The 13,483-nt window shown below is 63.7% G+C and carries 11 protein-coding genes; 8 read left to right on the forward strand and 3 right to left on the reverse strand.

The genetic code is table 11. The annotated features are described in order from the left end of the window. Positions 1-3: 3 nt before the first annotated feature. Genes rfbB through rfbA form a run of 3 tightly spaced genes read left to right on the forward strand, consistent with a single transcriptional unit; the run spans position 4 to position 2,824 of the window. On the forward strand, positions 4-1,026 hold the full coding sequence (rfbB, locus tag B2J89_RS19410; protein WP_371809080.1) for a dTDP-glucose 4,6-dehydratase: 1,023 nt from the start codon (positions 4-6) through the stop codon (positions 1,024-1,026). Further along, positions 1,023-1,925: a dTDP-4-dehydrorhamnose reductase gene (gene rfbD, locus B2J89_RS19415; RefSeq protein WP_169169841.1), complete on the forward strand. Its 903-nt coding sequence runs from the start codon at positions 1,023-1,025 to the stop codon at positions 1,923-1,925. Before rfbB ends, rfbD begins: the two co-directional genes overlap by 4 nt. Then, positions 1,922-2,824, forward strand: coding sequence for a glucose-1-phosphate thymidylyltransferase RfbA (gene rfbA, locus B2J89_RS19420; RefSeq protein WP_169170541.1), 903 nt, complete (start codon positions 1,922-1,924; stop codon positions 2,822-2,824). Before rfbD ends, rfbA begins: the two co-directional genes overlap by 4 nt. Before the next feature lie 66 nt (positions 2,825-2,890). On the opposite strand, the gene wecB is transcribed toward rfbA, so the two are convergent. After that, entirely contained in the window at positions 2,891-4,009 is a 1,119-nt protein-coding gene (gene wecB / locus B2J89_RS19425) for a non-hydrolyzing UDP-N-acetylglucosamine 2-epimerase (protein ID WP_169170542.1), read from the reverse strand. 90 nt (positions 4,010-4,099) lie between these two features. On the opposite strand from wecB, the gene rfbC reads away from it, so the two are divergent. Next, positions 4,100-4,657, forward strand: coding sequence for a dTDP-4-dehydrorhamnose 3,5-epimerase (gene rfbC, locus B2J89_RS19430; protein WP_169170543.1), 558 nt, complete (start codon positions 4,100-4,102; stop codon positions 4,655-4,657). A gap of 75 nt (positions 4,658-4,732) precedes the next feature. Here rfbC and B2J89_RS19435 read toward each other — a convergent pair whose 3' ends face one another. Beyond that, positions 4,733-6,820, reverse strand: coding sequence for a glycosyltransferase (locus B2J89_RS19435; RefSeq protein WP_169170544.1), 2,088 nt, complete (start codon positions 6,818-6,820; stop codon positions 4,733-4,735). Positions 6,821-6,887: 67 nt separating this feature from the next. Here B2J89_RS19435 and B2J89_RS19440 point away from each other — a divergent pair, with 67 nt between their 5' ends. Next, entirely contained in the window at positions 6,888-7,661 is a 774-nt protein-coding gene (locus B2J89_RS19440; protein ID WP_169170545.1) for an ABC transporter permease, read from the forward strand. Further along, positions 7,651-8,964, forward strand: coding sequence for a polysaccharide ABC transporter ATP-binding protein (locus B2J89_RS19445; RefSeq protein ID WP_169170546.1), 1,314 nt, complete (start codon positions 7,651-7,653; stop codon positions 8,962-8,964). The genes B2J89_RS19440 and B2J89_RS19445 overlap by 11 nt, the downstream gene beginning before the upstream one ends. Before the next feature lie 26 nt (positions 8,965-8,990). On the opposite strand, the gene B2J89_RS19450 is transcribed toward B2J89_RS19445, so the two are convergent. Further along, on the reverse strand, positions 8,991-10,202 hold the full coding sequence (locus B2J89_RS19450; RefSeq protein ID WP_169170547.1) for a glycosyl transferase: 1,212 nt from the start codon (positions 10,200-10,202) through the stop codon (positions 8,991-8,993). Between the two features lie 119 nt (positions 10,203-10,321). Here B2J89_RS19450 and B2J89_RS19455 point away from each other — a divergent pair, with 119 nt between their 5' ends. Together B2J89_RS19455 and B2J89_RS19460 are read left to right on the forward strand one after the other, a co-directional pair. Further along, positions 10,322-12,187, forward strand: a complete 1,866-nt coding sequence (locus B2J89_RS19455; RefSeq protein ID WP_169170548.1) for a PIG-L family deacetylase — start codon at positions 10,322-10,324, stop codon at positions 12,185-12,187. A 28-nt stretch (positions 12,188-12,215) separates the two neighbouring features. After that, the gene (locus B2J89_RS19460) at positions 12,216-13,325 is read left to right on the forward strand and encodes a hypothetical protein (protein WP_169170549.1); all 1,110 of its coding nucleotides are present in this window, start codon (positions 12,216-12,218) and stop codon (positions 13,323-13,325) included. The last annotated feature ends 158 nt before the right edge of the window (positions 13,326-13,483 follow it).

The raw sequence follows: 13,483 nt of genomic DNA on the forward strand, positions 1-13,483 counted from the left end.
TGGCTGCGCAGCAGCGAAGAGGGCGTTGTCAACCTCGACAAACTCACGTACGCGGGCAACCTGCACAACCTGGCCAGCGTGCAGGGCGATGCGCGCCATGTGTTCGTGCAGGGGGACATCGGCGACAGTGCGCTGGTGCAGCGCCTGCTGGCCGAGCACCAGCCACGCGCTGTGCTCAACTTCGCCGCCGAATCGCATGTGGACCGCTCCATCCACGGTCCCGAAGACTTCATCCAGACCAACGTGGTTGGAACTTTCAGGCTTTTGGAGGCTGTAAGGCACTACTGGCAAGCGCTGCCAGCTATTGAAAAGGAAGCATTCCGGTTTCTGCACGTGAGCACCGACGAGGTCTACGGCACGCTGGCGCCCGATGCCCCGGCCTTCACCGAAGAGCACACCTGCGAGCCCAACAGCCCGTATTCCGCAAGCAAGGCGGCGAGCGACCACCTGGTGCGCGCCTGGCACCACACCTACGGCCTGCCGGTGCTGACCACCAACTGCAGCAACAACTACGGGCCCTACCACTTCCCCGAAAAGCTCATCCCCCTGATGATCGTCAATGCCCTGGCCGGCAAGAGCCTGCCCATCTACGGCGACGGCAGGCAGGTGCGCGACTGGCTGTACGTCACCGACCACTGCAGCGCGATCCGCCGTGTGCTCGAAGCCGGGCGCCTGGGCGAGACCTACAACGTTGGCGGCTGGAACGAAAAGCCCAACATCGACATCGTCAACACCGTGTGTGGCCTGCTCGACGAACTGCGCCCGCGCGCCGACGGCCAGAGCTACCGCGCGCAGATCGCCTACGTCAAGGACCGCCCCGGGCACGACCGCCGCTACGCCATCGACGCGCGCAAGATCGAACGCGAACTGGCCTGGAAGCCCGCGGAAACCTTCGACACCGGCATCCGCAAGACCGTGCAGTGGTACCTGGAGCACGCCGACTGGGTCGCCAACGTTCAGACCGGCGCCTACCGCGACTGGGTGCAGACCCAATACCAGTCCCAGGCCGAATCCCCCAGCACATGAACATCCTTCTTTTTGGCAAGGGTGGGCAGGTCGGCTGGGAACTGCAACGCAGCCTCGCCGTGCTGGGCAAGGTCACGGCGCTGGGCCGTGACAGCACCGGGCACTGCGCTGACTTCAGCCACTCCGAGGGCATCGCCGAGACGGTGCGCGCCCTGCGCCCCGACGTGATCGTCAATGCTGCCGCACACACGGCGGTGGACAAGGCCGAGAGCGAGCCCGAACTGGCCCGTCTGCTCAATGCCACCACGCCCGGCGTGCTGGCCGAAGAGGCCGCCCGGTTGGGCGCCTGGCTCGTGCACTACAGCACCGACTACGTGTTCGATGGCAGCGGCAGCCGCCCGTGGGTCGAAACGGATGCCCCCGCACCGCTGTCGGTGTATGGCCGCACCAAGCTCGAAGGCGAGCGGCTGATCCAGCAATCGGGGTGCAAGCACCTGATCCTGCGCACCAGCTGGGTCTATGCCGCGCGCGGTGGCAACTTCGCCAAGACCATGCTGCGCCTGGCGCAGGAGCGCGAGCGCCTCACCGTGATCGACGACCAGTGGGGCGCCCCAACGGGCGCGGACCTCATCGCCGACGTGACCGCGCATGCCCTGCGCCACCTAATGCAGCGCCCGCAGGATGCCGGCCTGTACCACTTGGTGGCCGCTGGCGAAACCACTTGGAATTCCTACGCAAAATACGTGATTGAGCAGGCCCAGCAAGCGCAGGCCGCTATCAAAATAAAAGCCACCGAGGTAGCGCCCGTGCCCACCAGCGCGTTCCCCACACCGGCCGTGCGTCCGCACAACTCGCGCCTCGACACACGCAAGCTGCAAGCCACCTTCGGCCTCACACTGCCGCACTGGCAACAAGGCGTGGCGCGCATGCTCACCGAAATTCTCTGTAGAACACCATGACCGCACCAAACACAGCACGCAAAGGCATCATCCTGGCCGGAGGCTCAGGCACCCGCCTGCACCCGGCCACGCTCGCGATCAGCAAGCAGCTGCTGCCGGTGTACGACAAGCCGATGATTTACTACCCGCTGAGCACCCTGATGCTCGCGGGCATCCGCGACGTCCTCATCATCAGCACGCCGCAGGACACGCCGCGCTTTGAGCAACTGCTGGGCGATGGCAGCCAGTGGGGCATCCGCCTGCAGTACGCGGTGCAGCCCAGCCCGGACGGGTTGGCGCAGGCTTTTCTCATTGGCGAAGAGTTTCTGTCGGGCAGCCCGAGTGCGCTGGTGCTGGGTGACAATATTTTTTATGGCCACGACCTGGCCACCTTGCTTGCAAACGCCGATACCCAGGAGCAGGGCGCCACGGTGTTTGCCTACCATGTCCAGGACCCGGAGCGCTATGGCGTGGTGGACTTCAATGTCAATGGCGAAGCATTGAGCATTGAAGAAAAACCGCTCCGGCCCAAATCGAATTTTGCTGTCACGGGTCTGTATTTCTACGACGCACAGGTGGTTGAGATCGCCAAAAAGGTCCGGCCCAGTGAAAGGGGTGAATTGGAAATCACCACCGTCAACCAGGCCTACCTCGCCCAAGGCAAGCTCACCGTGCAACGCATGCAGCGAGGCTATGCATGGCTCGATACCGGCACCCATGACAGCCTGCTCGACGCCGGGCAGTTCATTGCCACGCTGGAACAGCGCCAAGGACTGAAGATCGCTTGCCCAGAAGAAATTGCTTGGCGCAATGGCTTTATCCCTGCCGAGCAAGTTGAACGGCTCGCCAAACCTTTGGCCAAGAGCGGCTATGGGCAATACCTGCTCCGCCTGCTCGAGCAGGGCAAGGTTGGCCACTGATCGGCCCTTGAGGTCCCCGTCGATTTGGTCCGGGGAGCAGGGCGTCACGTCTGGAGTGCGGATCGGTCAGCGTTGGGCGATAAATTCCACAATACGCTCGCTGGCCTTGCCATCCCCGTACGGGTTATGGGCGTAAGCCATCTCGTCGTATGCATTTTGATCGTCCATGAGGCGCATCACCTCGCGCACGATCGCGCCGCTATCCGTTCCCACCAGCTTGACAGTGCCCGCGGCCACAGCTTCAGGCCGTTCGGTCGACTCCCGCATCACCAGCACTGGTTTCCCCAGCGACGGCGCCTCTTCCTGGATGCCACCCGAATCCGTGAGAATCAAATGGGCTCGGGTCATCAAATAAACGAAAGGCAAATACTCCTGGGGTTCGATGAGATGAACGTTCGATAGATTTTTCAGCAGGCGATTTACCGGTTCCCGTACATTGGGATTGAGGTGGACCGGGTAAACAAAATCGGTCTCAGGGTATTTTGTGGCTAAATTTTGAATGGCTTGGCATATTCTTTCGAAGCCGTCCCCGAAATTCTCGCGACGGTGGCCAGTGATCAAAATCATACGGGCATTTTTCCGCACGAAATTGAATGCATCCATGAACTGCTTTTCCAGTTCCGGCTGATTTCTCAATTTGTTTGTAACTAAAAGAAGTGCGTCGATCACAGTATTGCCGGTGACGAGAATGTGGTCGTTTGGCACATTCTCCTTCCGCAGATTTTCCTGGGTTTGAAGGGTCGGAGAAAAATGCCATGTGGCCAGAGATCCGGTCAAGCGGCGGTTGGCTTCTTCGGGCCAGGGGGAATAAATATTTCCTGTGCGAAGGCCTGCCTCCACATGGCCCACTGCAATTTTTTGGTAATAGGCGGCCAGAGCCGCTGCAAGCGTGGTTGACGTGTCGCCGTGGACCAACACCAGATCTGGGGCAAAATTCTGCAGCACCGGCTCCAGTGTCAATAGAATTTGGCTGGTGATGTTGGAGAGTGTCTGCTGTGGTTGCATGATGTCCAGGTCGTAGTCCGGGACGATGTCAAACAACGACAGTACCTGGTCCAGCATCTGCCGGTGCTGCCCCGTGACGCAGACCCTGGCCTCAATGTGGGGGTGCGCTTCAAGTGCCTTGACCAAGGGCGCCATCTTGATGGCTTCCGGCCGGGTTCCAAATACAGTCAATACTTTCATGTCGGTTCAGTGTTTTGAATATTGATGGTTAAGGTGTGCCTTGCCGTGAATTTTGCATTGTTCACTGCAGACGCTTTCTAGGAGATTTAGGTGAAATTTATAGAGACAAGAATTTCTGGTGTATTTATCGTGGAGCCAAAGGTTTTTGGAGATCAGCGTGGATTCTTCATGGAAAGCTACAACGCCCAGGCCTGGGCGAAGACCATAGGGGAAACACAGTTCGTGCAGGACAACCACAGCCGCAGCGGGCGCGGCGTTCTGCGTGGCCTGCACTACCAGCAATCCCCCTTTGCGCAAGGCAAGTTGGTGCGGGTGACGCGGGGCGCCGTATTTGACGTGGCGGTCGACATTCGCCAAAGCTCTCCCACGTTCGGCGAATGGGTGGGCGCCGAGCTGACGGAGGAAAACCACCGCCAGCTCTGGGTGCCGGTCGGGTTTGCACATGGCTTTCTGACGCTCACGGATGGGGTGGATTTTCTCTACAAGACCACAGCGCCTTACGCGCCCAGCCATGAGCGTGCAATCGCCTGGAACGACCCCGATATTGGCATCATGTGGCCGGACGTCGGGGCGGCTCCTCAACTGTCCGGTAAAGACCAAATAGCTCCCACCTTGCGAGACATTGCTCCCCAGCACCTGTTCCCCTGACAGGCCCAGCCAGCGGCGTGCGCCAACACCGTGTGCGACCATGGACGGTCCAACGTTGGCTTGAATGCTGCGCATTCAGTGCGCATCTGAGTGCGCACGATACCGGTGAGGGACCCATGGTCCCCATTTGGCCTCGTAATATGCCTTGTTTCTTTCAAACAAGGCTTGGCGTTCACCGTTGTCCACCTTGTCGAAGCTGGCGGACAGCCGATGGTGCACCAGCACATCCTCGGCGCATGCCAGGTGCAGACCCTGCTGTTCGATGCGGCGGCAGTAGTCGTCGTCCTCGAAGAATCCACGCCCAAAATTCTCATCCATGGGGCCAACCGTTTCGTACACAGCGCGCGGCATCATCACGCAAAAGAACGCCAGGGTTTTCATCGGGTAGAGCTGGCCCATGTGCGGCAGCGTATAGCGGCGGGCGGCGGCGGGCATGTGTTCGATCGTGTCATAGGCTACCGGCACTTTGGACTCATTTCCGATGTGGTTGGTCACGGGGCCGAGCAAGCCCAGCCGGGCATCGGCCTGGAAGTGGCGCAGCAGTGTCAGCAGCCAGCCACGCGTGACCACGGTGTCATTGTTCAGCATGACCAGGTAGTCGCCACTGGCCGCGGCCAATCCCGTGTTGTTGCCCGCTGAAAAGCCCAGGTTGGCCTGGTTGAGCACCAGTTTCATGCGCGGCTCCCGGGGCGCCCACGCCTTCAACCGCTCCACCGTTTCGTCGCTCGAGGCGTTGTCCGCGACTACGATTTCCAGCGCGCCCGGATAATCGGTGCACTGGAGCAGGCTGTCGAGGCAGGCTTCGGTATAGGCCCAATTGTTATAGGTCAGCACTACTACGCTGATCGAGGGAAAGCGCATGTGTTGTACGCACTCATGCAGTTCCTGGGCACGATGCTGCCAGGTTTGCTCCTGCGCAAAAATTTGGCGGGCGGCCTGCGCGTCGCTCCCACCCGGCTGTTCGAGGCTTGCCCGGATGGCAGCAACGAACGCGTCGTGGTCTGCTGCCTTGTGCACCAAGCTGCCAAACTGGCCCACTTCAGGCAAGTCGGTGCAAACCACCTCCTTGCCCGCGCACAGATACTCATACACCTTGACCGGGTTGGTGGCCAGGGTCAGGGGAATACGCTGGAAGGGCAGCAGGCAGACATCGAAACCGTGCAGATAAAAGGGCAGCTCCTGATAGGGCCGCTCTCCCAGCATGTGCACGTTGGGCCATTTGCCCAATGTCTTTCCCGCCTCCACCGTGTCGGCGCCCACCAGCAGCACCTCACAGTTCGGGAAGGCATGGGCGATTTTTTCGACCAGGGCCACATCGAACCATTCCGCGATGGCGCCGAAGTAGCCAATGACAGGCCGATTCTGCGCGGCTTGGTGGATCTGCGCCGGACGGTCTGCAAAATGCGCGTAGTCGCAGCCATTGCGCACGATGCGGGTGGCCACGCCCTTGTCTCTGGCCCAATCGTGAAGCCACTGAGAGGTGACCGTGACGGCATCACATCGCTGCATGAGCACATGCTCCAGGTCCACCAGGTCCTGCGGCATGCCACCAAACCCCTCATGGTGGTCCATGCAGTCATAGATGCGCACCGTGTTGGGCATGGACAAAACCAGGGGCGTCCAGTAGGGGTGTTCCACCATGGCAGCGCTGGCTTCAAGACCCCAATCGTGCATCAGCAGCGCGAGTGACTGGCGCAACTGCGCCTGTTGCCCCATATCTGCGGCTTTGAAGTAGATCTGCGGCGCGCCCGCCAGGTGCAAGGTCACTGCATACAATGGCAATTCGGAGTCAATCTGCCGAATTTGATAGCCCGCTTCTGCATCCGCAATGAAATGTGGCTCGATGTAAAAGGTGGCATCGCCCGTTCGAGCCAGCTCGCGGGAAAGATGTTGGGGCCTTTGAATGCGAAAATCCCACCCTATGATGCTGAAAACCAGCCAGTCCCGCCGTTCGGAAGGCGTTTTCCGATGCGGCTCGCGCCTTGGTGGCGTTGGCGCTTTGTTCGCTACGGGGTCTGCAGCGGCTGGAATGCTTGCCGGGGCAGCAGCCCGTGGCTGAAGAGATGGCCAGTGGCGCAAAATCCATGTTCTGAGAGTCCTTTTGCGCTCAATCGACAACGGCAAACGGCGCCAAACGGCGTTTAAAACAGACAGCATCTTCATCGGAAATAGCCAGTCATATGGCAACAGCCATATGGCGTGCATTGGAAGGTAAAAGGGTTCAGTTTAAATGAAGCAGTGGTTATATGTTTATCTGCAGTGGCTGTTGCGTGAGCTTCGAATGCGCTATCGAGCCTCTGCAGTCGGTGGAGGGTGGCTTATTTTGCAGCCCGTGGTCCATATCCTGTTGTTCACACTGGTTTTCTACAAATTCTTTCAAGTGCGCTGGCCTGTGGGCGATGGTTCCGCGACCGAATATGGACTGCAGGTGTTCATAGGCCTTTCGCTTTACACCTTTGTCGCCGATGTGATCAATCGTGCTCCGGCCAGCGTGTGGTCGCACCCCTATCTCGTTACCAAGGTGCGGTTTCCGGTGGAAATGCTGCCCGTGGTGCAGGTCGGTGCCGCGGGTCTGCAGCTGGTGCTCGCGCTGCTGATCACCTTGCCCTTCATGCTGTGGCGGGGCGGGCTGCACTGGGCCGTCGTGCTCCTGCCTCTGTATTTGCTGCCGCTGCTGCTCTACGTGCTGGCTTTGGGGTGGCTGCTCGGTGCGCTGTCGGTGTATCTGCGCGACATCGGACACCTGGCCCCCTCCTTCAGCAGTTTGCTGCTGTTCCTCACCCCCATTTTCTATCCTGCCTCCATGGTGCCCGCCTCCATGCGGTGGATGATCGATCTCAATCCCCTCGCCTGGGCCGCAGAGGCCGCCCGCAGTGTGTTGCTCAATGGCACGGTGGCGCCATGGGATGGATGGGGCCTGCATTTGCTGGCGTCCTGCCTCCTTGCCACCTTGGGATGGGCCTTTTTCCAGCGCATCAAACCGGGATTTGCCGATGTCCTCTGAAACCGTTCTGCAATTCACCGAAGTCAGCAAGACCTACCCTCCCCAAAGAACGCCGCTGATCCAACTGTGGAACCAGTTGCGCGGCCACCAAGGCATAGCCCGGGGCAGCTTTCATGCGCTCAAGCCCTTGTCGCTGCAAGTCAACCGTGGCCAGTCTTTGGGCATCGTCGGGCTGAACGGGGCCGGCAAATCCACGCTGCTGCAACTGGCGGCCGGAACCCTCACGCCTTCGACCGGCCAGGTCGTCTCACGCGGGCGCGTGGCGGCACTGCTGGAATTGGGATCCGGCTTCAATCCCGAGGCCACGGGGCGCGAGAACATCTATCTTTATGCCGCAACCATGGGCATGGGCCGGGCCCAGGTAGAAGACCGCATCGACTCCATCATCGACTTCAGTGGCTTGAGCGACGCGCTCGACATGCCCGTCAAAACCTACTCCAGCGGCATGCAGGTCCGCTTGGCCTTTTCGGTGGCCACCAGCGTGGACCCCGATGTTCTCATCGTGGACGAGGCGCTGTCTGTGGGAGACGGGGTATTTGCCAAGCGGTCCTTTGATCGGGTGATGCAACTGCGCGAACAAGGCACGGCGCTGCTGCTGTGCTCGCATGCGCTGTTCCATGTGGACCTGTTTTGCGAGCGCACGCTCTGGCTTGACAAAGGAGCGCTCCGAGACAGCGGGCCTACCGGCATCGTGCTGCCCCGCTACCAGGAATACCTCGACGCCCAGAACCAGGGCAGCCCGGCACCCGTACCCAAGGCACCCCATGCCGCCACGGCCCCGGGCGCCACACAGCCCGAAGTGGTCAGCGAGCCGCTGGAAGGGCTGGTCAGCGCCCAGCGGCCGGACTTGGTCAAGTTGCTCAAAGCGCAGGTCACGCTCGATGGCGTGACCGGCAAGGAGCTGCACGGTCACAGCGGCCAAAGCGACCTCACGGTCGACATCTTTCTGCAAGTCAGCCAGCAGGAGCCACACCCCAGGGCCGCTGTGGTCTTGTCGTCCGACAGCGGAAAGATCATTGGTTCGACGCTCTCGGCGGCGGGCGCTCTGCAGGCCACCAACGCGCAAGGCCACGCCAGCATCCGCTTTCATCTGCCCGGCCTGCCGCTCAACAAGGGGCGTTACCGCGTCGGCGTGTACCTGCTGTGTGAAAACGGCCGCTATGTCTACGAATGGCTTGATCCATTTGCCCACATCGCCCTGGCGGCCCAGGGGAGCCACCAAGGGCCGTGGCTCATGCCGGGCCAATGGCAGCCCGTGCCGGCACAGGTGAGCGTTCTGACCGACACGCCCGCACCCGCCTGAGCGGAGGCTGACCAGCACACGACGGCTCAGCGTTCCCCTGGCAGTTCTCCCCAGCCCACGGCCTGCACGCCTGCGTCGAATCGCGCGGCCCAGCCAGCGTCACGCAGGCAGTCGGGGGCCAGGGGCTGGTTCTGGGCTTGGCGCTGCGCCATCTGCCCATGCCACTGGCGCAGCCGCGGCTCCAGCGTTGCCAGCACCTGCGCATCCTCCATGTTCCATACGCCGGCGTCCGAACGCCCATGGTGGGGCATCTCGCCAAATAGGGTCGTCAGTACCGGCAATCCGCAGGCGCGGTATTCGTAGTATTTGACGGGATCCACCGAGGCCGTCAGCGCATTGCGCACAAACGGGATCAGCCCGGCATGCCAGTGGCGCATCAGCTCAAACACTTCGGCATGGGGCACGGGTGCAAAAAGCTGCACCTGGGATGGCAGTGCCGCTGGCCGAGCGCTTTCCTGTGGGCCATACACCTCGATGCGCGCCTGCGGCAGGGCTGCTGCCAGACGCGCCAGAGCCTCCCAGTCAAACCAGGAAGCAATCGTGCCCACATAACCCAGCACCAAAGGCGCCCCGGCATGCAGGGCGCTGCCCACACCAGAGCTCCCCAGCCGCGGCGGCTCGGGCAGCACCGTGCCGTTGCGCACCAATGCAGTCAGGGCACGCGTGCGTCCCTGCATGGAGTGCAGCAGCTTGTCTGCCGAGCACCACACCGCCTGCGCCTGCGCCAGCACAGCCTCGTGGGCGCGGTGCATCCAGCGCTGCGACATGCCCCGGCTGAACTGGGACATGTCGTCCATCACGTCATAAAGCACGCGCCGTCCCTGCAACGCGGTGCACAGGTCCAGCGCAAGGCCGCTCGGGCGGCCCACGGCCATCCAGGTGTCTTCCTGTGCCATCAAAGCCAACAACTGCCGGCGCGTCGACGTGTGCAACGCCTGCAGCAGGCCCCGGCCACCGGGCAGCGGCTCCACGGGCACGCCGGCCGGAGACACGACATGCAGCCATGCGGCGTTGCGCCAGCGCGGGCCCAGAGACCCGCTTGCCCCAACAGCGGCACCTGAGGCGGCTCTGCGCCGGCGCAGACGGTGCACATCAGCCGGTCGGGGCAGCCGCACCGGGTAGGGCTGCACCCACCACACCTCGCAACCCCAGCGCGCATGGGCCCACTCCACAAAGTGGTGTGGGCGCTGGGAAGGGCTGTCCAGTGGCACCGGGGCCAGGTAAATCAGGCGTTTCACGCAATCTTTCTCCAACAGACAACATGCCGGTCCGGTGCGCACAACGCAGGGCCGGCATGCAAAGGCGCACGCCGCGGCGGCGCCCGGTTCGCGCAAGGTGCGCTTCTACAATAGAGGACATGCTTGACAGACCCCACGACGCGCCGGACAACAATTTCGACAGCCTTGCGCTGGCAGCCGGAGAGGGCATGCTCTGCCTCGCACCGCACCCCGACGATGAAGTGCTGGGCTGCGCCGGCCTGCTCATGCTCGCCCAGCGCCAGGGTCTGCGCGTGCACACCATCATTGTCACCGCTGGCGAGCAGGGCCTGGAGCCCGCAGCGCCAGGCCAACCCGGCGAGGCGGGCCATCCGCGCCTTGCCGAATCGCAGGCCGCCGCGCGCACCATGGGCCTGCCCGAGCCAGTCTGCTGGCACCTTGCCGACCGTGCGCTGCGCCACGCGCCACCCTTGATCGCCCGCATCACGGAGGCGCTGAGCACGCACCAGGCGCGCTGGCTCCTGCTCCCAGCTCTCACCGAGCCCCACCCCGACCACCAGGCCCTGGCATTGGCGGGCATGGCCGCGGCCCAGCGCCACGGCGGCGTCTCGCTGCTGTTTTATGAAGTGGGTGCACCCACCCAGCCCAATACCCTGGTGGACATCAGCGCCGTGGCCCACCTCAAGTGGCAGGCCCTGGAAGCCTTTGCCTCACAAGAAGAGCGCCACGCCTACCGCAGGCACGCACAGGCCATGGCCACCGTGCGCGCTTTTGTGCTTGGCCCCGACGTGCAAGCTGCCGAAGCCTATTGGCAATTGCCGGCCCAGGCCCTGGCCGAGGACAGACTCACTGCCACCCTGGGCGGCTGGCCCCTGCAGCGCAGCGCCATGCAGTTGGCCAGCACGCCGCAGCAGTTGCCGCTGGTGAGCTGCATCGTCCGCAGCATGAACCGGCCCTCGCTGGCCGATGCCATTGCCAGCGTGGCGGCGCAAACCTATCCCAACATTGAAGTCGTCGTCGTCAACGCCTGCGGCGGCCTGCACCCGCAACCCGCCTACCCGGCCGAGCGGCTGGCCCTGCGTGTCGTCGGGCAAGCAAGCGCGCCCGAGGGGCAGGGCGGCGGCATCCAATGGCAGCCACTGAGCCGTTCGGCTGCCGCCAACCTCGGCTTGCAGTCCATGCAAGGCGAATTCGGCCTGTTTCTCGACGACGACGACCTGCTGCAGCCCGTGCACCTGCAGAACCTGGTGAAAGCGCTTCAGGACGATGGCCGTGCCGCCGCTGCCTACAGCGGAGTGCGCGTCGAAGGCCCGGCCGGCCAATGGCTGCGCGACTACGACACGCCCTGGCAGCACGAGCGCCTGTGGGGCATCAACTACCTGCCCATCCACGCCGTGCTGTTTCGGCACAGCGCGGTGCACGCCGCCAAGGCGCAGTTCGACGAGCAGCTGCCCGTCATGGAAGACTGGGACTTCTGGTGCCAGCTCAGCCACCAGGGGCCTTTCGTGCACGTGCCCGGCATCGGTGCCACCTACCGCCAGGGCCTGGGCACCTCCCAGCTCGGCGACGCCGAGCACGCCAACTACTGGGCGCCGTGGCACCGCCGCATCCTGGAGCAGCATGCGCACCGCTGGGGCGTGGCGCAGCAGAGTGCCACCCTGGCCTGGCACGCCGTCGCGCTCGACCGGACGGAGCAGCACAATCAGCTGTTGCTACAGCAGCAGCAGCAGGGCCAAGCACAACTGCAACAGCTAGACCAGCAACTGCAGCAGGCCACGGCGCAACTGCACCAGCAAACCCAGCAGTTGCAGGCCACCCGGGAACACCACGAGCGCGATCTGCAACGGCTCAGCGCCGCGCAGCAGCAGTTGCAGCAGACCCAGGTGCAGCAGGCCCATTTGCAGGCCGAGCACGCGCTGGCCCAGCGCAGCCTGCAGCTGCTGCAGCAATCGCGACCCGTGCGCGGAGCCCGCGCGCTGCGCCGGTTGTTGGGGCGTGGCCAATAAGCCGGGTGTCCCACGCGCACCCTCATCCATGAATACGCCGCACCCCGCACCTTCTCTGCCTGCCGGCCGTCGCCAAAGCGTGGCACTCACCCAGCCGCTGGCCCTCGACGGCAGCCCGCTGGTCATGCGCGGCTTCGATGGCGACCATGACCTCGAAGGCCTCTGCCAACTCTTCAGCGACGTGTTCGGTCAACCCATGGACTCCGCGCACTGGCGCTGGAAATACATGCAGGCCCCTGGCTCGCAGCACTACCACGCCCTGGCCGCCCATGCGCACACCGGCCAGCTGCTCGGGCACATGGGCGTCGCCATCGTGCCCGGGGTGCGCGGCGGCCAGGCCATCCGCATGGCGCATGCCAGCGACCTCATGGTCAGCCCGCTGGCACGCACCGGGCTCGGGTCCGACAGCGTCTACCGCCACATCATGCACACCGTGCGCGAGCGCGCCTTCGACGCCGGCCCCAGCGCCCCGCCGCTGTTCATGTACGGCTTTCCGGGCCAGCGTCCGGCCACCCTGGCCATGCGCCTGGGCATCCAGCGGCGGCTGCAGATCTGCACCGAATACGCCACTGCCGCCCCCGCCGCCGCGCCCCAGGGCCTTGGGCTGCGCCTGCGGCACTGGTGGGGCCAGCGCAGCCAGCTGCGCGTGCTGGCCCAGGCCCAGCCTGCGCAAGACGCGGCCTGGAGCGACGCCGTGCTCGACCCCCTGTGGCACAGCCGTGCCCAGGAACTGGCCGCGCAGCCCCCAGAGCAGGCGCAGCCGAGCATCGCCAAAACCGGCGCCTACCTGCGCTGGCGCTACCTGCACCACCCCCAGCAGCACGCCCAGCCCGGCGCACCGCTGTACACCCTGTGGCTGCTGAGCCGCCCCGGCCATGCGCCCCAAGGCTGGCTCGTCACCCGCCAGCACCACCAGCCCACCGTGGTCGACAGCAGCCTGCCCCCGGGCGACGACTGGACGGCAGCCGCCCTGCAGGCCCTGCCCGCGCAGGCCGCAGGTCCCTGGATCAGCTGGCTACCCCACCCTGGCGCCCAGGCGCGGCAAACTCCGGTCTGGGCCACCGCCATGCAGGGCGCGCAGTTCTACGACCAGTGGCCCAGCCCCACTTTCCAGCCCGGCGATACCGACGTGTTTTGAACCTGGCCTGAGTCCTTGCAGGGTCTCGCCCCGGCGGGCGAGGTACGTTTCCTGGCTTCGTTGCGTTTTTGACGGTGTGCCTTTTGCTGAGGGCGGCTGGCCGGGATGTGCGCCCGGCGGCGCAGTAACTTTCTTTCGCGTCGCCGAAAGAAAGTCAC

It is taken from the genome of Acidovorax sp. SRB_24 (assembly GCF_012931925.1).

What these genes read in the sequence shown, in the direction of transcription:
- B2J89_RS19460 (WP_169170549.1), top strand. Translation starts at nt 12,216, where the DNA reads ATGAATACGCCGCACCCCGCACCTTCTCTGCCTGCCGGCCGTCGCCAA.
- wecB (WP_169170542.1), bottom strand. Translation starts at nt 4,009, where the DNA reads ATGAAAGTATTGACTGTATTTGGAACCCGGCCGGAAGCCATCAAGATG.
- rfbD (WP_169169841.1), top strand. Translation starts at nt 1,023, where the DNA reads ATGAACATCCTTCTTTTTGGCAAGGGTGGGCAGGTCGGCTGGGAACTG.
- B2J89_RS19440 (WP_169170545.1), top strand. Translation starts at nt 6,888, where the DNA reads ATGAAGCAGTGGTTATATGTTTATCTGCAGTGGCTGTTGCGTGAGCTT.
- rfbA (WP_169170541.1), top strand. Translation starts at nt 1,922, where the DNA reads ATGACCGCACCAAACACAGCACGCAAAGGCATCATCCTGGCCGGAGGC.
- B2J89_RS19435 (WP_169170544.1), bottom strand. Translation starts at nt 6,820, where the DNA reads ATGAAGATGCTGTCTGTTTTAAACGCCGTTTGGCGCCGTTTGCCGTTG.
- B2J89_RS19445 (WP_169170546.1), top strand. Translation starts at nt 7,651, where the DNA reads ATGTCCTCTGAAACCGTTCTGCAATTCACCGAAGTCAGCAAGACCTAC.
- B2J89_RS19455 (WP_169170548.1), top strand. Translation starts at nt 10,322, where the DNA reads ATGCTTGACAGACCCCACGACGCGCCGGACAACAATTTCGACAGCCTT.